This is a genomic window from Mesorhizobium sp. M2A.F.Ca.ET.046.03.2.1 (genome assembly GCF_003952425.1).
Lineage (GTDB): Bacteria > Pseudomonadota > Alphaproteobacteria > Rhizobiales > Rhizobiaceae > Mesorhizobium.
Genome location: NZ_CP034449.1, coordinates 3902072 through 3923360 on the forward strand (window position 1 = coordinate 3902072; position 21289 = coordinate 3923360).

The window sequence follows — 21289 nt, forward strand, 5'->3', positions numbered from 1 at the left end:
TCATGGGGATGTCTGCTGCTGGCGCAGGTGGCTCGGGGCGAGGCGGACGCGGCCATAGGCGCCGTGGCCGTCACCATGGCCTGATGTCGGAAATCAACGTCACGCCGATGGTCGACGTGATGCTGGTGCTGTTGATCATCTTCATGGTCGCGGCGCCGCTGCTCACCGTCGGAGTTCCGATCGATCTGCCGGACACGCAAGCCAAGGCGATGAATGTCGATACGCAGCCGATCACCGTCTCGATCGACGCCGCCGGCAAGATTTTCCTGCAGGAAACCGAGATCCCCATCGAGGAACTGGTGGCCAAGCTGCAGGCGATCTCGAAGACCGGCTATGACGAGCGCATCTTCATCCGCGGCGACAAGTCGACCGACTACGGCACGGCGATGAAGGTCATGGCCCGCATTTCAGCCGCCGGCTACAAGAATATCGGCTTGGTCTCGCTGCAGGAACAGGATCAGTAGACGCCAGATGCGCACGGGCCTCACCTCATCGGTGATCTTGCATGCGGTGGCGCTGGCCTTCGGGCTGTTCACGCTGTCGTCGCCACCGGCCATGCCGGCCGCCGACGTGGAGTCGGTGGCGGTGGATATCGTGCCGATGGAGGCCATCGCGCAAACGCTGCAAGGCGACAAGAAGGCGGTCATGCATGACAAGCCGGCGCCGGTTCCGACGAAGCGGCCGGATGTCGTTCCCAATGCCCAGAAGGTCGGCGAGAACACGTCCGACACCGATAAGCCGGTGACGGACGAAGCCAAGCCGAAGCCGGTCGAGAAGACGGCGGCGCCGCCGCCCGCGCCGACGCCAACCGAGAAGCCTGCGGTCGAGGACGTGCCGAAGCCGCAGGAGAAGCCGAAGCCGACGCCCGCGACGGAAGTCGCGCCGACGCCGACGCCGAAGGAAGAGGTCAAGCCCGAGCCGGTCAAGCAGACGGAGCCCAAGCCGACGCCGGCGAAGGAAGCGACGCCGCCGCCCGACAAGACCGCGGCCATCCAGAAGGAAGAGGTCAAGCCGGACGCAGTGGCCGAGGCGATCTCGCAGGACCAGCCGACGGATGAGGCGAAGCTGCCGGATTCAGCGCCCGCGCCGGAAGCACGGCCGAAGCCGCAGCCGCAGCCGGCCCAGGCCGAGAGTGCCAAGGCGCCGGATCGCAAGGACGCGGAAAAGCCGGTGAAGGAAGCGTCTTCCAAGAAGAAGTCGGACGAGAAGCAGTTCAACGCCGACGAGATAACGGCGCTGCTCGATAAGCAGAAACCATCCGGCGGCGGCGCCAAACGCTCGACACAGCAGGCTTCGCTGGGCGGCGAGAAGGATCAGGGCCAGAAGCTCTCCAAGTCGGAACAAGGGGCGTTGGAGGATCAGCTCGGCGGTTGCTGGACTCTTCCGGTTGGCCTCGAGGGCTCCGAAAACTTCACCGTGGTCATCCGTTTCAACCTGAATGCCTCCGGCAAGCTCGAGGGCCGCCCGACCGTCGAGAAGTCCAGCGGCAACCCCCAGTTCGACGCCAGCGCGGTCCGCGCCGTGCAGAAATGCGATGTCGCAGGTCTGCAGGTTCCCGCCGGAAAGCAGGACATATGGTCTGACGTTCGCGTCAACTTCGATCCAAGAGCGATGCTTGGCCTGTAGCCTGAGCACCCAAAAAATCAGCAAGAGAAGCGAGAAGACATGAAATCCATCCTCAAGCCGCTCCTGATGGTCGCCGCGATGGCGGCAGGCATAAGTTCTGTCACCACCTTGCCCGCTCAGGCAACTCTTGAGCTGAACGTCAACAAAGGCAATGTCGAGCCGATGCCCATCGCCATCCCTGATTTTCAGGGAGGGCTTGGTCCGCTGATATCGGAGATCGTGACAGCCGACCTGAAACGGTCGGGGCTGTTCGCGCCGATCGACAAGGCCGCTTTTGTCGAAAAGATCACCAATCCGGATGCCTCGCCGCGTTTCGAGGACTGGAAAGTCATCAACGCGCAGGCGCTGGTGACCGGCAGCGTGAGCAAGGAGGCGGACGGCCGCATCCGCGCCCAGTACCGGCTGTGGGATATTTTCGGCAACCAGCAGCTGGCCGGTGAGCAGTTTTTCGCCAACGACGCCAATCAGCGCCGTGTCGCGCACATCATCGCCGATGCGATCTACGAGAAGATCACCGGCGAGAAAGGCTATTTCGATACACGCGTCGTCTTCGTCGACGAATCCGGCGCCAAGAACGCGCGCAAGAAGCGGCTCGCCATCATGGACCAGGACGGCGCCAATGTGCGCTATCTGTCCGACGGCCGCGCCATCGTGCTGACGCCGCGCTTCTCGCCGAACCGGCAGGAAATCACCTACATGTCCTATGAGAGCGGACAGCCGAAGGTGTATCTGCTGCAGATCGAAACCGGACAGCGCGAGTTGGTCGGCAACTTCCCCGGCATGACATTTGCGCCGCGCTTCTCGCCCGACGGCCAGAAGGTGATCATGAGCCTGCTGCGCGATGACGGCAATTCCAACATCTTCGCCATGGATCTGAGAAGCCGCTCGACCACGCGGCTCACTGATTCGACCGCGATCGACACCTCGCCGTCCTATTCGCCGGATGGCTCGCAGGTCGTCTTCACCTCAGACCGCGGCGGCGGCAGTGGCCGCTCGCAGATCTACGTCATGGGTGGCGACGGCTCGAACCCGCACCGCATCTCCTTTGGCGACGGCGTTTATTCGACGCCGGTCTGGTCGCCGCGCGGCGACCTGATCGCCTTCACCAAGCAGAGCGGCGGTGAATTCCAGATCGGCGTCATGAAGACCGACGGCTCGGGTGAGCGCATCCTGTCCTCCGGCTTCCAGCAGGAGGGCCCGACCTGGGCGCCGAACGGCCGCGTGTTGATGTTCTTCCGCGACTCGGGCGGCGGACCCAAGCTGGTCTCGGTCGATCTTACCGGCCGCAACGAGCAGCCGATCCCGACCGCGAACTACGCGTCGGATCCGGCTTGGTCGCCGTTGCTGGAATAGGGAACTGAAGAACTGAGGAATTGAAGAACTGAGGAATCGAGAAGCCCCGGCTCTCAATTTCTTAGTGCCATTTTCCACGGCTTGGTCGCGTTTTGGCCGCATTTCCGCCTACGGTCCGCGCGCATTGTCGATCTTGGTAAATGCGTGGATGCGTAACGGCCGAGGACGGCGGCCGAAACCAAAAATTAACCGTGTTTCTTGAATGCCGGTTAACCCAAACGTGGTTACTGGGTGATCAACGAAATCACTCGAATGCTAAGGAGAGGGCGGCATGGGCCGTATCGCAGCACTTACCAGAAACCCGGCGATGATCGCGTTGGTGGCGGCTCTCGCCATCACCGGTTGCGCGTCGAAAAAGACCCCGAACAGCGCGGCCGATCTCGGGCTCAACGGCGCCGGCGCCGCCACGCCGGGTTCCGCGCAGGACTTCACCGTCAACATCGGCGACCGCATCTTCTTCGACACCGACTCCTCGTCGATCCGCGCTGACGCGCAGACCACGCTGGCGCGCCAGGCGCAGTGGCTCAACCAGTATCGCCAGTACGCGATCGTCATCGAAGGCCATGCCGACGAGCGCGGCACGCGTGAGTACAATCTGGCGCTGGGCGCCCGCCGCGCCGCCGCCACCCGCGACTTCCTGGTTTCCAAGGGCGTCTCCGCAGGCCGCCTGAAGACCATCTCGTACGGCAAGGAGCGTCCGGTCGCGGTCTGCGACGACATCTCCTGCTGGTCGCAGAACCGCCGCGCCGTCACCACGCTGTCGGGCGCCGGTTCCTGATAACAGGCCCCGTGGCCGCCGCTTGGTGCGACGCCACAGGCGGCAAAAATACAACATCGCAAGAATCAAAGGCGGCCTCAGGGCCGCCTTTTTCATTTGCAACGACTTGAAACAAAATTTGGCCGAAGTCTCGGGTCCTGCTATGAGCGCGAGGGCGCTTCCTCCCCCTGTTGGAAAGGCGCATCAGGCCAACACATCCACCGCGAGAGACAGAATGCATTTTAGAACGGTCCTGAGCGGCACGCTTGCGCTGCTGCTCGTATCAAGCCTCACAAGCCTCGCCGCGTCGGCCGACAGCGCCGGACAGGCTTCCGGCAACGGCTTTACCTTTCACCTGCCGACGCTCGGCATCTTCGGCGACAAGAAGAAGCCTGAACAGGCGCAGATCGCGCAGGATAGTGGCGGCGGCGTGACCGGTCTGGAAGACCAGCTGCGCCAGCTGAACGGCAAGATCGAGGAGATGAATTTCCAGATCCTGCAGATGCAGGAACAGATCCGAAAGCAGCAGGAAGACAATGAGTTCCGCTTCCAGCAGCTCGAGGGCGGTTCGCAAGGAGGCGCCAAGCCGGCCGGGCAGAAGAAATCGGAAGCCGCGCCTCAGGACGGAACCGGCAACACCAATCTCGGCGATGCCGGCACCGGGGATTCCGGCACCGGCGACGCCGGAACCGACAATAGCGTCGCGCAGGCTCCGGCGACGCAGGCGCCTGCTGACACCGGCGGGCAAAATGGCGGCGGCAAGACGGTCGGCGACGTCATTGTGGAATCGCAGACCGGCGACCCCGGCAAGCTGATCACCGGCGCGCCGCCGAAGAATTTCGGCACCATCACCGTCGACAAGAACGGCAATGTCGTCAATGCCGAGACCGGCCCGCAAGCCAGCGCGCCGGTGCAGGCTCCCGCGGCCACGGCAAGCGCTCCTTCCGCCGAGACGCCGGCCAAGAAGAACAAGTCCGGCGACACGCAAGTCGCGGCCCTGCCGTCGACCAACGATCCCGACGAGCTCTACCGCAATTCCTACCAGTTCATCTTGTCGGGCGACTATCCAACCGCCGAGCAGGGCTTTCGCGACCATATCTCGCGCTTCCCCAAGGACGCCAAGGCGGCGGACGCGCATTACTGGCTGGGCGAGTCTCTGCTGGGTGAGCAGAAATACCGTGACGCGGCCGAAGTCTTCCTCGCCGCCAGCAAGGAGTACCCGAAGGCCAAGAAAGCCCCCGACATGCTGCTCAAGCTCGGGGTTTCGCTGGTCGGACTGAAGCAGAATGACGTCGCCTGCGCCACTTTCAACGAGATCGGCAAGCGCTATCCCGACGTCTCAGCCACGCTCAAGGAGCGCATCAAGCAGGAAAAGGCGCTGGCGGCGTGCTGACGCCCGATACCAAAGCCGACCTCTCAGACGACCTTTTCTCCGACCTGGACCTTTCGACCGGCGCCGTTGCAGCCGTGTCCGGCGGCAGCGACTCGACCGCCCTGCTCCTCCTTCTCAAAGATCATCTCGACCGGACCGCACCGGGCGCCAGGCTGCTCGCGGTGACGATCGATCATGGCTTGCGGCCGGATTCGGCCACCGAGGCACGGCAGGTTGCCGATTTCTGCGCCGAGCGCGGCGTCGCGCATCGCATTCTCGCCTGGCGCGGCGACAAGCCCCTGACCGGTCTGCCGGCCGCGGCACGCGCGGCGCGCTACAGGCTGCTGGCGCAAGCAGCCGACGCCGAAGGCATCAAGCTGATCCTGACCGGGCACACCGCCGACGACCAGGCCGAGACGGTGCTGATGCGGCAGGCACGCGACGATGACGGCCGCGGGCTTGCCGGCATGGCGCCCGCCACGCTGCATGACTGGCGCACCTGGATCGTCCGGCTGCTGCTCGGCACAAGGCGTGCGGCACTGCGCGACATGCTGCGGCATCGCGACATCGGCTGGATCGAGGACCCGACCAATATGGATGTCCGCTTCGAGCGGCCACGCATGCGCGCGTCGCTCGCGCAGGGCGAAGGCGAACGGCGCATTGCCGAGGCGCTGGCGCTGTCGGCCCAGGCGGCACGTGAGCGCCACGACATCGGCCGCCGCGCCGCCATGCTCATCGACGCGTTCGCCAGCAGACCGGTTCCGGGTCTCATCCGCCTCGATCGCGATTTCGCTTGGCATGAGGACGGCCAAGCGGCCGTATACGTGCTGCGCATCCTGCTGGCCACGGTTGGCGGCATGTCTTTTCTCGCCGACCAGGCGCGCTGTGCTGAGCTGCTTTCCCGCCTGCAGCTGGGATCGCTTTGCGCTACATTGTCGCGGACGGTGGTCGATGCGCGCCGTACAGGCATTTTCCTTCGCCGCGAAAGCCGCAACCTGCCCGTCCCCGCGCCGCCGGCGGATAATTGGCTTTGGGACAACCGCCGGCGCATCACTTTGAAAGACGGGTCGGGCGATTTGGTGATCGCGCCGCTGGGCCCTGCCGCCGCCAGTAAAGCGCCCTTCAGCGAGGATGTTCCACAGAGCCTTTCACGCGCGGCGCTTGCCGCGGAGCCAGCGCTATGGTCCGGCGGCAAACGCCTTGATTTCGCTGGCGGCGACGCCGGCCGGCAATCGGTGTCGATCGTTCCGGCGGTTGCCCCTTTCGCGCGCTTCCTGCCGTGCTTCGACATTGAACCCGCCACCGCCGTCGCGATGCTTGTCGGAGCGCCGCCGGTGCCGGCGCCGCCATTCCATGGCCATGATGGTGGGCGACGGTGGGCGAAAGCTTAACCGATACGTGCTGTTCTGCTTGGCAAGGGGAGGCGCTCTCCCTATGTTAGGCCCAAGCTTCTCCATCATCGCGGGCCCGCAGGCGGGCTCCAACGGGACAATAGATGAATCCGAACTATCGCAACCTCGCGCTCTGGGCGATCATAGCGGTCCTGCTCATCGCCCTGTTCAATCTGTTCCAGACGCCTCAGACGCGCGGTGCAACGACGGATATCCCCTATTCGCAGTTCCTGCAGGACGTCGCCTCCGGCCGGGTCAAGAGCGTGACCATCGCGGGTGCCCGCGTCTTCGGCAACTACACGGACAACGCCAACGGCTTCCAGACTTATTCGCCGGGCGACCCGTCGCTGGTTTCCAGGCTGCAGGACAAGAACGTCACCATCACCGCCAAGCCTGAGACCGACGGCTCCAACTCGCTGTTCGGCTACCTGATTTCGTGGCTGCCGATGATCCTGATCCTCGGCGTGTGGATATTCTTCATGCGCCAGATGCAGTCCGGCTCCGGAAGAGCGATGGGCTTCGGCAAGTCGAAGGCCAAGCTTCTGACGGAGGCGCATGGCCGCGTCACCTTCCAGGATGTCGCCGGCGTCGACGAAGCCAAGGAAGACCTCGAAGAGATCGTCGAGTTCCTGCGCGATCCGCAGAAGTTCCAGCGCCTCGGCGGCAAGATCCCGCGCGGCGTGCTGTTGGTCGGCCCGCCCGGCACCGGCAAGACGCTGCTCGCCCGCTCGGTCGCCGGCGAGGCCAATGTGCCGTTCTTCACCATCTCCGGCTCGGACTTCGTCGAGATGTTCGTCGGCGTCGGCGCGAGCCGCGTGCGCGACATGTTCGACCAGGCCAAGAAGAACGCGCCCTGCATCATCTTCATCGACGAAATCGACGCCGTCGGCCGCCATCGCGGCGCCGGCCTTGGCGGCGGCAATGACGAGCGCGAGCAGACGCTGAACCAGCTGCTGGTCGAGATGGACGGCTTCGAATCGAACGAGTCGATCATCCTGATCGCCGCCACCAACCGGCCCGACGTGCTGGACCCGGCGCTGCTGAGGCCCGGCCGCTTCGACCGCCAGGTCGTGGTGCCGAATCCCGACATCGTAGGCCGCGAGAAGATCCTCAAGGTGCATGTGCGCAACGTGCCGCTGGCGCCCAATGTCGACCTCAAGGTCATCGCGCGCGGCACGCCGGGCTTCTCCGGCGCCGACCTGATGAACCTCGTCAACGAATCCGCGCTGATGGCGGCGCGCCGCAACAAGCGGCTGGTCACCATGGCCGAGTTCGAGGACGCCAAGGACAAGATCATGATGGGCGCGGAGCGCCGTTCGTCGGCGATGACGCAGGCCGAGAAGGAGCTGACCGCCTATCACGAGGCCGGCCACGCCATCCTGGCGCTCAACGTGCCGACGGCGGACCCGCTGCACAAGGCGACCATCATCCCGCGCGGTCGCGCGCTCGGCATGGTCATGCAACTGCCGGAAGGCGACCGCTATTCGATGAGCTACAAATACATGATCTCCAGGCTGGCGATCATGATGGGTGGCCGCGTCGCCGAGGAGTTCAAGTTCGGCAAGGAGAACATCACGTCGGGCGCTTCCTCCGACATCGAGCAGGCGACCAAGCTGGCGCGCGCCATGGTCACGCGCTGGGGCTTCTCCGACAAGCTCGGCCATGTCGCCTATGGCGACAACCAGGAAGAGGTCTTCCTCGGACACTCGGTGGCCCGCACGCAAAACATCTCGGAAGAGACGGCGCAGATCATCGATGCCGAAGTGCGGCGGCTGATCGACGACGCCTACTCGACCGCCAAGGCCATCCTGACCAAGAAGAAGAAGGAATGGATCGCGCTCGCCGAAGGGCTGCTCGAATACGAGACGCTGTCGGGCGAAGAGATCAAGCAACTGATCGCGGGCAACAAGCCGGCCCGCGACCTCGGCGACGACACCCCGCCCAGCCGTGGCTCGGCCGTGCCGAAGGCCGGCACCGGCGGCCGCCGCAAGAAGGGCCCGGAGCCCGAAGGCGGCATGGAACCGCAGCCGTCAAGCTGAGGACAGCGAATGCTCACAACGAACGCCGCGGATCAAACCGCGGCGTTTTGCTTTTTTGGGCGCGCCGGGAGTTTGGCTGGCGTGCGCTGGTGATTGGCGAAAGCGGTGGGACAGCCAATCTCCCTCTTTGTGGGAGAAATACCCGGCAGGCAGAGGGGCGCTGTCCCGCGGGCGTATCAAAGCTTGGGTTCCTCGCCCCCGCCAAGGCGGGCAGGGCTGTCCGGGGAAAGTTAGACATAGTCGAGGCTCATCTGATCGGGAGAGCAGCGGGGGTACCTTCGACTTGGATTGACGGGCGGCGGTTTGTCGATGGCGGCGATGTGGCGCCGCTCGAACAGGCATCGTGTCACCAGGTCGGTGAAGCGCAGGATCGGCAGTGCAACGCGATATGCGCGCGCTGCAATGCGCAACAGCGCATAGGCGATCATGGCGGCGAAGAGCTGCAGGCGGATGGCGTTGTCATTGTTGCCGAGGAACTTACGGATCTTGAGGTGCTGCTTGATCCAGCGGAACAGGAGCTCAATCTGCCAGCGCCCCTTGTAGAGGGCTGCTATGTCGGCGGCCGAGCGCTCGAGATCGTTGGTCAGCAGCGTGATGGTGTCGCCTTCGTCTCGCTTCACGATGATGCGACGCAAGCGGATCGGCAGTTTGGAATCGCCTTTGCTGGCAAAGCTCACCTCGGCATCCTCAAGCACGGTGAAGCCATCGCCGTGCATGGCTGCGAGGGGACGATCGCACACCAGCTTGAGCCCCATGTTGGTTTTGGGCCGGGTGACGAAGAAGGCTTGCGCCGCCGCGATCGCCGTCCACCAGCCGTAGTGGCAGTAACCCTTGTCGAACACGTAGGTCGCACCGTCTTCGATAGAGATGGTGCGGCCGATCTGGGCGTCGTTGACGTTGGCATCGGTGATGTCGAGGACGCGCGGACAGTCGCTGTCTGGATCATAGACGATATGCAGCTTCATGCCGCGGATGCGGCCGTTCGACTTGGCCCAGTCGCAAAGCTTGCCGAGCGGGATGGGCGTGGAATCGATCAGCCGCAGCATGGCACTGCCTTCGCGACGCATCTGCCGGTCGAGTTGGCCTGCAAGCAGGGCGAACGTCTCGGCGAAGACGGCTACAGGGCGGCGCCGGTTGGCGTCCGACAAGGTCGAGCGCCGCAACAGGTCGCTGCCGAGGTGGTAATGGTGCTGGCAGTTGGCGTTCCAGCCGGCTTGCAGGCTGCGAAGGCTCGTCGCGCCGCTGAGCTGAGCATAGATCAACACCACGAGATGGTCCCAGCTCTTGAACGACTTGTCATACGCATCCCCGTCATGGCTATCCACAATCGTCTGGAAGCGGCGACGATTGATCGGTTCAACCAGCTTGCCAAGAATGCTAGGCGTAAAGCGCATGCCCCGTTCCCTTTCTGAGTCTCGACAACCAGAAGGTAGACGGAAAATCCCCGTCTTACGGGGCATGCACATGCGGCATTTCGATTCACCCGAACCTTTCCCCGGACAGCCCTGCAAGGCGGGGGAGAGGTGGCCGCGAAGCGGACGGAGAGGGGCCTTCGCAGGGCGCTCCCCTCTCCGTCTCGGCTCGCCGAGCCACCTCTCCCCACTTTCGTGGGGCGAGGAACCTTCGTCCTGTGAGCGTCCAGTTCGTTCGCGCCCCCCTCTGTCCTGCCGGACATCTCCCCCACCAGGGGGGAGATTGGCCGTCACGCCGGCTTTCGCCAATCGCAAGCGTCGAAAGAAGGAAGACTCCGAAGCTGCCGATCTTTGATCGTTTTAAAGGAGCCGAGGACGTGACTTTTGAAGCTATCCAACAAAAGGAAGAGGCTAAGCGATCAGCTCTTCAGCCGCGCATTGCAGAGGCTGTAGTAGCCGCCGCCCTTCTGGATCCAACGAAGGCCGTTCAACGTACCCGCCTCCTTGTTGTCGTGGTAACCCTGCAGGCAGGTCTTCATCCGGGCCTTCGCGGGCGTTTCGGTGTTGAACTCGGCAGCGAGGGTGGTCGGGAATGTCACACCCGCCGGCGCCACAGTGGGGGTGACCGCCGCGCTGGTGTCTTTTTCTGCTGGCTCCGCGGTTTTGACCGAATCCGCGCTGACACTCTCCGCGGCGGACGTGGCGCATTTCTCCTTGCGGAAAGCGGCCCAGTCCATGCCGTTCAGAGTGCCGCCATCCTTGGCTGCCCGATAGGTCTCGCCACATTCCTTCATCGTCAGTGCGCTTGCCGGCGCGACATTCCAAGTGACCAATGCCGTCACAGCCAATGCCGCCAATTTCAAATTGAACATAAGACCCTCCTGATTGATGATAAGTTAGACGTCTTTTGTATACTGTTTGTTCCCTGTATGTTCAACCAGAATTTTGCGAGCTACCCATAAGCCTGGCGGTGGGCAGTGTGGGCAAATCGACGATGCCGGCAGTCCCGCCATATGCAGATAGAGCAAGGCCGCGGGCGTCTTCGCCTGTACAAAAAAGCCCACGCATCTTGCGATGCGCGGGCCTTTTCTCTTGAATAACTAGGCGATCAGCTCTTCAGCTTGGCATTGCAGAGGCTGTAGAAGCCGCCGCCCTTCTGGATCCACTTCAGGCCGTTCAGCGTATTGGCGTCCTTGTTGGCGTAGTACTGCTCGAGGCAGGTGTGCATGCGGCCCTTGCCCGGATTTTCGGTGGCGAATTTCGGCGAGATCGCCTTCGGGAAGCTCACGCCCTTTGGCGCTGCGACCGTCGGCTTCGCCGGCTCGCTGGTGTATGTGGCTTCGGTCGGAGCCGGCACGGTGTCGTCGTCATCGGCGCCGGCACCGCACTCCGCCTTGCGGAAGTCGTTCCACTTCATGCCGTTGAGCTTGTTGGCGGTCTTCGCGGTCTGGTACTTGGTGCTGCATTCCGCCATGGTCAGGCCCTTGCCGCCGGCGGCAGCCGCGGTCGAGGTCTTGGCCGGCTTGGTTTCGGCTGCAGGCGCGGTGGCAGCCGCGGCGGTTGCGCCCGGGCCGCACTCGGCCTTGCGGAAGTCATTCCACTTCATGCCGTTGAGCGTGCCGGCGGACTTTGCCGCCTGATACTTGGCGCTGCATTCCTTGGAGCTCAGGCCCTTGGCCGCGTCGTCGGCAGCGGCGGCTGTCTTTGCCTTCTTGGTCGTCTTGGTGTCGGCGGCCTTCGTGTCGGTCGCAGCCTTGGTATCGGTGGCCGCCTTGGTGTCGGTCGCGGCGGAAGCATCGCTGCCGCACTGCGCCTTGCGGAACTGGTTCCAGGTCTGGCCGGCAAGCGTTCCCGCATCCTTGGCCGCATTATACTTGGTGCTGCACTCGGCCATGGTCAGCGCGTTGGCCGGCGCCGCCATGAACAAGGTTGCGACGGCGAGACCCGTCAAAGCTGCAAGTCTATGAATAAGCATGGCGTTTTCTCCCTTGCTGCCGCCAATAGGTGTCCCTATGCCAAATCAATAGCTCTCAATGTCTGGTTGCGCCAGATGCATCCGGCGCGGGACCCGTCACAAAGTGTGTTGCTCCTGATAAGGGGATGAATTGCTTGCGGGTTCGCCGCCAGCGAAGCTTTGCCGGTGGACAGGGCGCTCCGAAAAGCCTCGTGTCGGCAGGTGTAGCGCCGCCAAGTCAAAGGTGGTGATAGGCTGTCGAACCACTTGCACCGACCGCGACAATGTTTTTCTAAGGATTGGTAATATACAATCACGAAATTTGATGATCGGATGCGGCCCAATTGTGGCAATACGGGCCCGCTGAAAACCGACGGGGACTGTAAGGATATGGCAGGTCAGTATTTCGGCACGGACGGTATTCGCGGACGCGCCAACAAATTTCCGATGACGGCCGAGGTCGCCATGCGCGTCGGCATGGCCGCCGGGCTTTCGTTCCAGCGTGGCAATCATCGTCACCGCGTCGTGCTCGGCAAGGATACGCGGCTTTCCGGCTACATGATCGAGAACGCCATGGTTGCCGGTCTGTGCGCCGCCGGCATGGACGTCTTCCTGCTCGGCCCGATACCGACGCCTGCCGTCGCCATGCTGGTGCGCTCGCTGCGCGCCGACATCGGCGTGATGATCTCGGCCTCGCACAACCCTTATTACGACAATGGCATCAAGCTGTTCGGTCCCGACGGCTACAAGCTCTCCGACGAGATCGAGGAGCGCATCGAAGGCATGCTCGACAAGGACATCGAGCTGGCGCTCGCCGATTCCGACGGGCTCGGCCGCGCCAAGCGCGTCGATGGCGTGCATGACCGCTATATCGAATTCGCCAAGCGCACGCTGCCCCGCTCGATGTCGCTCTCGGGCCTGCGGATCGTCGTCGATTGCGCGAACGGCGCCTCCTACAAGGTGGCTCCGGAGGCGCTGTGGGAGCTCGGCGCCGAGGTGGTGGCGATCAATGTCGAGCCGAACGGCTTCAACATCAACAAGGAATGCGGCTCGACCCATCCGGCCGGCCTGCAGAAGAAGGTGCATGAGGTGCGCGCCGACATCGGCATCGCGCTCGACGGCGATGCCGACCGCGTGGTCATCGTCGACGAGAACGGAGCGATCGTCGACGGCGACCAGATCATGGCGCTGATCGCCGAATCCTGGCACCAGAGCGGAAGGCTGGCCGGCGGCGGCGTCGTTTCCACCGTGATGTCCAATCTCGGCCTGGAGCGCTTCCTCGGCGATATGAAGCTGCAGCTGCATCGCACCAAGGTGGGCGACCGCTATGTCGTGGAGCATATGCGCGCGCATGGCTTGAATGTCGGCGGCGAGCAGTCCGGCCACATCGTGCTTTCCGACTTCTCGACCACGGGAGACGGTCTGGTCTCGGCGCTGCAGGTGCTCGCCTGCATCAAGCGGCAGAACCGCCCGGTCAGCGAATTGTCGAAGAAGTTCGAGCCGGTGCCGCAGCTTCTCAAGAACGTCCGCATCTCCGGCGGCAAGCCGCTGGAGGAAGCGCCGGTCAAGGCGGCGATCGAAGAAGGGCGCAACCGGCTCGGCACGTCCGGCCGCCTCGTCATCCGGCCATCCGGCACCGAGCCGCTGATCCGCGTCATGGCCGAGGGCGACGATCCGCAGCTGGTCGAGGCGGTTGTCAACGACATCGTGGGCATCCTCCAGGAAACGCGCAGCGCCGCCTGACAGAGAGATCGGGCCAAAGCTCTTCGCGCTTGGAAGCCCGCCGCCCGGCGGGCTTTTTTGTGCGCGCCCCCAACGGCCGGGCAACGGCATACCCTCTAAAATTGCATAGATTCGTGGTTAATCGGTACGGTTAAACGGCCTTTAACCTTTGCAATTCATTATCCACGCCGAGGTTCATCTTCGGGCGGTGTCGTCCCGAGGTCTCTTAGGGGTGACAGCATGTTCAATACAGCAAGAATGGCTTTGTTTGCCGCGTTGCTCGCGGGAGTGGCCGGACCGGCGCTCGCCGCCGACTTCGCGGAGCCGCCTCCGGTCGAGGAGGCGCCGCCGCCGGTTGTCGAGGCTCAACCGGTCGATGTCGGCGGTTGGTACATCCGCGGCGATATCGACTACCACTGGTCGAATTTGGACAGCATCGATTACATCACCTACGGCCCACCGCCCGGCACCAACGATTTCGATTTCGGCGACCTAAAGGGCGGGTTCTCGCTCGGCGCCGGCGTCGGCTACAAGATCAACGATTACTTGCGTACGGATCTGACTGCCGACTACTGGTTCAAGTCGGACTTCAACGGCCAGACCTCGGATCTGATCACGACATCGACCGAAGAGTCGAGCATGAGCGCTCTGCTTCTGCTTGCAAATGCCTATGTGGATATCGGCACGTGGAACGGCGTCACCCCTTATATCGGCGCTGGCATCGGTGGTGCGCATGTCAAGTGGGACACGGTCCATGACCCAAACACCACCGAAACCAACCCCGGGTCGTCCAACTGGCGCTTCGCCTACGCGCTTATGGCCGGCGCTTCCTACTGCCTCACGGACAAGGTCATCCTCGATGCCGGCTACCGCTTCACTCACATCGAGGGTGGGCGCATGTTCGAATTCGATACGACCAGCTCCGGACCGGGTTTCGACCACGGCATCAACACGCATGAAGTGCGCGGCGGTCTGCGCTATCAGTTCGGCGGCAATAATGGCTGCGCCGCGCCGGTGGTCGCCTATCAGCCTGAGCCGGAACCGATCTACACCAAGTAGAACTGGCGCATCCGAAGTTCGACCGCCCGGCATCAGCCGGGCGGTTTTCGTTTGTGCGCGGCGGGTGAAATTTCATCGAAATCAATTCGGTAACTCTCTGTTAGCCTTAACCGGCACTTAACCACTATGGTTAACAATGGCTGCTTGAAACGGCGCCCGCGTTCGCGGCTGGCGCCAATCTCGGGAGCCGGGGACCATGACATCCAGATCGCGTATCGCGTCAGCTCTTGCCGCAACCATCCTGTTGCCGATGACGCCGGCGCTCGCGGCCGACTACGATCCGCCGATCTATGTCGACCAGGCGCCGGACTACCAGCCGGTCGAGGTCGGCTCGGGCTGGTATCTGCGCGGGGACGTCGCCTATCTGCCGCAGGAGACCTTCGACAACGGGGATTTCACCTTCCCGTCAGCGATCGACAACGAAAGCTTCAGCGAGGGCGAGGACGCGTATTTCGCGAGCATCGGCTTCGGCTATCATTTCAACGATTACCTTCGCGCCGATCTCAACCTGGGCTATCTGCCCGGCAATCACGTCAGCGTAAGCTATGACGATTCAGCGGTCGCACCGGCGGGAACGGCGATCCTGGGCTCGGGAAATGTGAAGAACTACGCGTTCTCCGGTATTCTCAATGGTTATGTCGATCTGGGCACCTATGTCGGGATCACGCCCTATGTCGGCGCCGGCATTGGTTTGGTTCGGACGACAAGCAAGCTTTCGGCCTCATACACAGACAGCGCCGACTCCTCCAACGATTTCGTCCTGAGCAGCAACAAAAACCAATACTCGCTCGCCTATACGCTCAATGCGGGCCTTGCATACCAAGTGACCAAGAATGTTCTTGTCGACCTCGGCTACCAGTATTTCTCCGCCCCCAATGCGGAATATGTGGCCGCCGAGAGCCTGACCTCCTATCCCACCCGTAAGGGGATCAGCAACCACCAGATCAAATTCGGCCTGCGCTACGACCTCTGGTAAAGCGAAGCGGGTCACGAAATGCCACGGCGGGCCCAACGGCTCGCCGTTTTCATTTCGGGGCGCGCCGGGTGGAAGGGAATATCCCAACAACGACAAAAACTTTGCTCTTGACGCCGAAAGGCTGAAAGCATATCGCCGTCCGTGGGCCACCCCTCCCCAACGAGGGGCCACTATCTGGAAGGATAGACCACGATGACGACACCTACCAAGCCCGGACTCCGTCCGGCAAACCCCAATTTCTCCTCAGGTCCCTGCGCAAAACGTCCCGGCTGGTCGGCCGAGGCGCTCTCTAAGGCCGCGCTCGGACGCTCCCACCGCGCCAAGATCGGCAAGAGCAAGCTCGAACAGGCGATCGAGCTGACGCGCGACATCCTCAAGGTTCCCGCGAACTATCGCATCGGCATCGTGCCGGCGTCGGACACCGGCGCGGTCGAGATGGCGCTGTGGTCGCTGCTCGGCGAGCGCGGCGTCGACATGGTCGCCTGGGAGAGCTTCGGCTTCGGCTGGGTGACGGATGTCGTCAAGCAGCTCAAGCTCGCCGACGTGCGCAAGTTCGAGGCCGGCTACGGCCAACTGCCCGACCTCAAGCAGATCGATTTCGATCGCGACGTGGTCTTCACCTGGAACGGCACGACCTCGGGCGTGCGCGTGCCGAACGGCGATTTCATTCCCGCGGACCGCAAGGGCTTGACCATCTGCGACGCGACGTCGGCTGCCTTCGCGCAAAGGCTCGACTTTGAAAAACTCGATGTCGTCACCTTCTCCTGGCAGAAGGTGCTGGGCGGCGAAGGCGCGCACGGCATGCTGATCCTGTCGCCCCGCGCCGTCGAGCGGCTGGAGACCTACAAGCCAGCCTGGCCGCTGCCGAAGATCTTCCGCCTGACCTCGGGCGGCAAGCTGATCGAGGGCATCTTCAAGGGCGAGACCATCAACACGCCGTCGATGCTGTGCGTCGAGGATTATCTCGATGCGCTGCACTGGGCGAAGTCGATCGGCGGCTTGGAAGCGCTGATTGCCCGCGCCGACGCCAATGCCGCGGTGCTCGACCGGTTCGTTGGCAAGTCGTCGTGGCTCGGCCATCTGGCCGTCGATCCGGCAACGCGCTCGAACACGTCCGTGTGCCTGTCCTTCACCGATCCGGATATCGCGGCGCTCGATGCCGACGGTCAGGCGGCTTTCGCCAAGGGCCTCGTCTCGGCGCTCGACAAGGAAGGTGTCGCCTACGACATCGGCTCCTATCGCGACGCGCCGCCCGGGCTGCGCATCTGGTGCGGCGCCACCGTCGAGACCGCCGATCTCGAAGCGCTTCTGCCCTGGCTCGACTGGGCCTTCGCCGCGCAGAAGGCGTCGCTCAAGGCGGCGGCCTGAAATCCGTGGCGGCCTGCGGGCCGCCACCATTTCCCGACACATCCAATTCCCTTCAAGGAGGCCGTGATGGCGCCCCGCGTTCTCGTTTCGGATAAACTTTCAACCACCGCCGTGCAGGTCTTCAAGGATCGCGGCATCGAGGTCGACTACCTGCCCGACCTCGGCAAGGACAAGGAAAAGCTGCTCGAGGTGATCGACCAGTATGACGGCCTCGCCATCCGCTCGGCGACCAAGGTCACCGAGAAGCTGATCAATGCGGCAACCAGGCTCAAGGTCGTCGGCCGCGCCGGCATCGGCGTCGACAATGTCGATATCCCGGCCGCCAGCCGCAAGGGCATCATCGTGATGAACACGCCCTTCGGCAATTCGATCACCACGGCCGAGCATGCGGTGGCGATGATCTTCGCGCTGGCGCGGCAGATCCCGGAAGCCAATGCCTCGACCCATGCCGGAAAATGGGAAAAGAACCGCTTCATGGGCGTCGAGATCACTAGCAAGACGCTGGGCGTGATCGGGTGCGGCAATATCGGCTCGATCGTCGCCACGCGCGGCGTCGGATTGAAGATGCATGTGATCGCCTTCGACCCGTTCCTGTCGGACAGCCGCGCCGAGGAGCTCGGCGTCCAGAAGGTCGAGCTCGACGAGCTTTTCGCCCGCGCCGACTTCATCACGCTGCACACGCCGCTGACCGAGAAGACGCGCAACATCATCGACGCGGCCGCGATCGCCAAGATGAAGGACGGCGTGCGCATCATCAATTGCGCGCGCGGCGGCCTGGTCGTCGAGGCCGATCTGATCGCGGCGCTGAAGAGCGGCAAGGTGGCGGGCGCGGGCATCGACGTATTCGAGGTCGAGCCGGCGGAGAACAACCCGCTGTTCGGCATGGAGAATGTCGTGGCGACACCGCATCTCGGCGCCTCGACCACCGAGGCTCAGGAGAATGTCGCGCTGCAGGTCGCCGAGCAGATGAGCGACTATCTCATCAATGGCGCCGTCTCCAACGCCATCAACATGCCTTCGATCACCGCGGAGGAGGCGCCGCGGCTGAAACCGTTCGTCAAGCTCGCCGAGGTGCTCGGCGCCTTCGTCGGTCAGGTCACCGAGGATCCGATCAAGGAGGTCGAGATCCTGTTCGATGGCTCGACCGCGACGATGAACACCCGCGCGCTGGTGAGCGCCGCCCTTGCCGGCCTGATCCGGCCGCAGGTCTCCGACGTCAACATGGTGTCGGCGCCGATCATGGTGAAGGAGCGCGGCATCATCGTCGCCGAGGTCAAGCGCGACAAGTCGGGCGTGTTCGACGGCTATATCAAGCTGACGGTCAAGACCGAGCACATGACGCGCTCGATCGCCGGCACCTGCTTCTCCGACGGCAAGCCGCGCTTCATCCAGATCAAGGGCATCAATCTCGACGCCGAAGTCGGCCAGCACATGCTCTACACGACCAATGCCGACGCGCCTGGCATCATCGGCCTGCTCGGCACGGTGTGCGGCGAGAACGGCGTCAACATCGCCAATTTCCAGCTCGGCCGCAACCGGCCGGGCGGCGATGCCATCGCGCTGCTTTATCTCGACGCGCCGTTCCCGGAAAAGGTGCTGGAGCAGGTGCGCGCGCACAAGTCGATCGACTCGGCCAAGCGGCTGCGCTTCGACGTCGGCGCCGAGTGAACGTTGAAAATGAAGACGCCCCGCCTGCATCGTCAGGCGAGGCGTTGATAGTACAGCCATCGCCAACGGCTGCTTGACGCGTGGCGGGAGATATCATCCCGCCTGCAGTGCCGCTCTGCTGCCGCTGTATTCGGCAAGGGCAATGCCGCCGAGGACAAGAGCCAGCGCGAAGGCCTGATAGGGCTGAAACTGCTCGCCGACGATCAGCACCGAAAGCAGCGTGCCGAAGATCGGTACCAGGTTGATGAACAGCCCGGCGCGGTTGGCGCCGATCAGCTCGTTGCCCTTGATGTAGAGAACCTGCGAGACGACCGAGGCGCCGAGGGCCGTATAGAGGGTGAGCGCCCATCCGCTTGCGTCCGGCATGACGGCGCGGCCGGCCGCGACCTCCCAGATGACGAAGGGCAGGGAAATCAGCAGCGCGGCGATCGACAGCGCCAGCATGAAACTCTGCCAGCGGATTGCGGGCCTGAGGCGCAGCCCCACCGAATAGAGGCTGTAGCAAAGCACCGCCACAAGCATGATGGCGTCGCCGAAGTTGAGGTCGAGCTTCAAGAGCTGACCGAGGTCGCCATGGCTTGCGGTCAGCGCGACGCCGACGATGGTGAGCACGACGCCGACGATCTGCAGAGGCCGCACGCGCAGCCGGAAGAACATGAAATTGGCAAGGATGATGACGATCGGGATGGCCGCCTGCTCGATCGAGACGTTGATGGCGGTCGTGTAGTTGAGCGCGGTGTAGAAGATGACATTGAAGATGGTGAAGCCGCACGCGCCGAGGCCGGCAAGCAGTTTCCAGTGGCTGCGCACTTCGGGCCAGTCCTCACGCAGTGTCCGCCAGCCGACAGGCAGCAGGATCAGCACCGCCATCACCCAGCGCAGGAACACCAGCATCATCGGCGAGACATGGCCGACGGCAAGCTTGCCCGCGACCGAATTGCCGCCCCACAACAGCATGGTCGACAGCAGGAACAGATAGGCGGCTCGGTGCATAAGGGATCGGCCTGCAGGAATGTTCGCGGGGTTCAGGCCGCCTAAAGTGGCGGCGGCGGCAAGTAAATGATGCGAAAGCTGGAATTTGTTATGCCTGATCGGGACGAGGCTTCGCCGGCATCGTCATGCCGATCCAACTCCTGGAGCATGATCGGGTTCCGAAAGCCGGCTCCCGCTTTTCAAATCATGTTCCAGGGAAGGTTTCGGCGGCAAAGAAAGGGTCGCGCCGGCCGGCGCTTGACGCTATAGAGGCTGTCGTTTCAGGCCGCCCGCGCGGCATTTCAAGGGAAAAGAACATGGCCAATGTGGTGGTCGTCGGCTCGCAGTGGGGCGACGAAGGCAAGGGCAAGATTGTCGACTGGCTGTCGGAACGGGCCGACGTGGTCGTGCGCTTCCAGGGCGGCCACAATGCCGGCCATACGCTGGTCGTCGACGGCAAGGTCTACAAGCTGTCGCTGCTGCCCTCCGGCGTGGTCAGGCAGGGCAAGCTCTCGATCATCGGTAATGGCGTGGTGTTCGATCCGCATGCTTTCGTGGCCGAAGCCAAGAAGCTCAAGGACCAGGGCGTGGAGGTCACGCCGGAGCGCCTGAAAATAGCCGAAAACACCGCGCTTATCCTGTCGCTGCACCGGGAGCTGGATGGATTCCGCGAAGATGCCGCCTCGAATTCCGGGACCAAGATCGGCACGACCCGCCGCGGCATCGGTCCCGCCTATGAGGACAAGGTGGGCCGGCGCGCGGTGCGGGTGATGGATCTGGCGGATTTGGAAACGCTTCCTTTGAAGGTCGACAGGCTGCTGACGCACCACAATGCTCTGCGTCGCGGGCTCGGCCATCCGGAGGCGACGCATGAGGCGATCATGCAGGAGCTGACCTCGGTGGCCGGCGAGATCCTGCCTTACATGGACCGCGTCTGGAAGGTGCTCGACGACAAACGCCGCGCCGGCGAGCGCATCCTGTTCGAGGGAGCGCAGGGCACGCTGCTCGACATCGACCACGGCACCTATCCCTTCGTCACCTCGTCCAACACGGTCGCGGGGCAGGCAGCCGCCGGTTCCGGCGTCGGTCCGGGCGTCATCGGCTATGTGCTCGGCATCACCAAGGCCTACACGACGCGCGTCGGCGAGGGGCCGTTCCCGACCGAGCAGAAGAACGAGATCGGCGAGTTTCTCGGCACGCGCGGCCACGAGTTCGGCGTCGTCACCGGCCGCAAGCGCCGCTGCGGCTGGTTCGACGCCGTGCTGGTGCGCCAGGCCGTTGCCGTCAACGGCATCAAGGGCATTGCGCTCACCAAGCTCGACGTGCTCGACGGGCTGGACGAGATCAAGGTCTGCACCGGGTACAGGCTCGACGGAGAGACGATCGATTACCTGCCGGCCAGCCAGGGCGCGCAAGCGCGGGTCGAGCCCATCTACGAGACGCTCGAAGGCTGGAAGGGAACCACCGCCGGCGCCAGGAGCTGGAACGATTTGCCGGCGCAAGCCGTCAAATATGTCCGCTATATCGAGGAGCTGATCGGTGCCCCGGTGGCGCTGCTTTCCACCAGCCCCGAACGGGACGACACGATACTTGTGACCGATCCGTTTCAAGACTAGTTTC

17 protein-coding genes are annotated in these 21289 nt (G+C 63.5%); 13 read left to right on the plus strand and 4 right to left on the minus strand.

The window, feature by feature from the left end:
* Nucleotides 1-2 precede the first annotated feature (2 nt).
* From tolR to ftsH, 7 genes are all read left to right on the plus strand, one after another.
* Entirely contained in the window at nt 3-464 is a 462-nt protein-coding gene (gene tolR, locus EJ072_RS18615) for a protein TolR (protein ID WP_042645743.1), read from the plus strand.
* Nucleotides 465-471: 7 nt separating this feature from the next.
* Complete coding sequence (locus EJ072_RS18620; protein ID WP_126080752.1) at nt 472-1626, plus strand: energy transducer TonB; 1155 nt, start codon at nt 472-474, stop codon at nt 1624-1626.
* A gap of 39 nt (nt 1627-1665) precedes the next feature.
* Complete coding sequence (gene tolB, locus EJ072_RS18625; RefSeq protein ID WP_126080753.1) at nt 1666-2979, plus strand: Tol-Pal system beta propeller repeat protein TolB; 1314 nt, start codon at nt 1666-1668, stop codon at nt 2977-2979.
* Nucleotides 2980-3250: 271 nt separating this feature from the next.
* The gene (gene pal / locus EJ072_RS18630) at nt 3251-3757 is read left to right on the plus strand and encodes a peptidoglycan-associated lipoprotein Pal (RefSeq protein ID WP_126080754.1); all 507 of its coding nucleotides are present in this window, start codon (nt 3251-3253) and stop codon (nt 3755-3757) included.
* Nucleotides 3758-3971: 214 nt separating this feature from the next.
* Entirely contained in the window at nt 3972-5129 is a 1158-nt protein-coding gene (ybgF, locus tag EJ072_RS18635; protein ID WP_126080755.1) for a tol-pal system protein YbgF, read from the plus strand.
* Complete coding sequence (gene tilS, locus EJ072_RS18640; RefSeq protein WP_126080756.1) at nt 5123-6499, plus strand: tRNA lysidine(34) synthetase TilS; 1377 nt, start codon at nt 5123-5125, stop codon at nt 6497-6499. The genes ybgF and tilS overlap by 7 nt, the downstream gene beginning before the upstream one ends.
* A gap of 104 nt (nt 6500-6603) precedes the next feature.
* Nucleotides 6604-8538, plus strand: coding sequence for an ATP-dependent zinc metalloprotease FtsH (ftsH, locus tag EJ072_RS18645; protein WP_095816683.1), 1935 nt, complete (start codon nt 6604-6606; stop codon nt 8536-8538).
* A gap of 230 nt (nt 8539-8768) precedes the next feature.
* On the opposite strand, the gene EJ072_RS18650 is transcribed toward ftsH, so the two are convergent.
* From EJ072_RS18650 to EJ072_RS18660, 3 genes are all read right to left on the minus strand, one after another.
* Complete coding sequence (locus tag EJ072_RS18650) at nt 8769-9932, minus strand: IS4 family transposase (protein ID WP_126078352.1); 1164 nt, start codon at nt 9930-9932, stop codon at nt 8769-8771.
* 437 nt (nt 9933-10369) lie between these two features.
* The gene (locus tag EJ072_RS18655) at nt 10370-10822 is read right to left on the minus strand and encodes a hypothetical protein (RefSeq protein WP_126080757.1); all 453 of its coding nucleotides are present in this window, start codon (nt 10820-10822) and stop codon (nt 10370-10372) included.
* 236 nt (nt 10823-11058) lie between these two features.
* On the minus strand, nt 11059-11925 hold the full coding sequence (locus EJ072_RS18660; protein WP_126080758.1) for a hypothetical protein: 867 nt from the start codon (nt 11923-11925) through the stop codon (nt 11059-11061).
* A gap of 369 nt (nt 11926-12294) precedes the next feature.
* Here EJ072_RS18660 and glmM point away from each other — a divergent pair, with 369 nt between their 5' ends.
* The 5 genes from glmM (at nt 12295) to serA (ending at nt 18697) form a co-directional block, all read left to right on the plus strand.
* On the plus strand, nt 12295-13647 hold the full coding sequence (gene glmM / locus EJ072_RS18665; protein WP_126064006.1) for a phosphoglucosamine mutase: 1353 nt from the start codon (nt 12295-12297) through the stop codon (nt 13645-13647).
* A gap of 219 nt (nt 13648-13866) precedes the next feature.
* On the plus strand, nt 13867-14685 hold the full coding sequence (locus EJ072_RS18670) for an outer membrane protein (RefSeq protein WP_126080759.1): 819 nt from the start codon (nt 13867-13869) through the stop codon (nt 14683-14685).
* Nucleotides 14686-14881: 196 nt separating this feature from the next.
* The gene (locus EJ072_RS18675; protein WP_126080760.1) at nt 14882-15661 is read left to right on the plus strand and encodes an outer membrane protein; all 780 of its coding nucleotides are present in this window, start codon (nt 14882-14884) and stop codon (nt 15659-15661) included.
* A gap of 192 nt (nt 15662-15853) precedes the next feature.
* The gene (locus EJ072_RS18680) at nt 15854-17029 is read left to right on the plus strand and encodes a phosphoserine transaminase (RefSeq protein ID WP_126080761.1); all 1176 of its coding nucleotides are present in this window, start codon (nt 15854-15856) and stop codon (nt 17027-17029) included.
* Nucleotides 17030-17095: 66 nt separating this feature from the next.
* Nucleotides 17096-18697: a phosphoglycerate dehydrogenase gene (gene serA, locus EJ072_RS18685; protein WP_126080762.1), complete on the plus strand. Its 1602-nt coding sequence runs from the start codon at nt 17096-17098 to the stop codon at nt 18695-18697.
* Nucleotides 18698-18790: 93 nt separating this feature from the next.
* On the opposite strand, the gene EJ072_RS18690 is transcribed toward serA, so the two are convergent.
* Nucleotides 18791-19690, minus strand: coding sequence for a DMT family transporter (locus EJ072_RS18690; protein WP_126080763.1), 900 nt, complete (start codon nt 19688-19690; stop codon nt 18791-18793).
* Nucleotides 19691-19986: 296 nt separating this feature from the next.
* Here EJ072_RS18690 and EJ072_RS18695 point away from each other — a divergent pair, with 296 nt between their 5' ends.
* On the plus strand, nt 19987-21285 hold the full coding sequence (locus tag EJ072_RS18695) for an adenylosuccinate synthase (RefSeq protein WP_126080764.1): 1299 nt from the start codon (nt 19987-19989) through the stop codon (nt 21283-21285).
* Nucleotides 21286-21289: the final 4 nt, after the last annotated feature.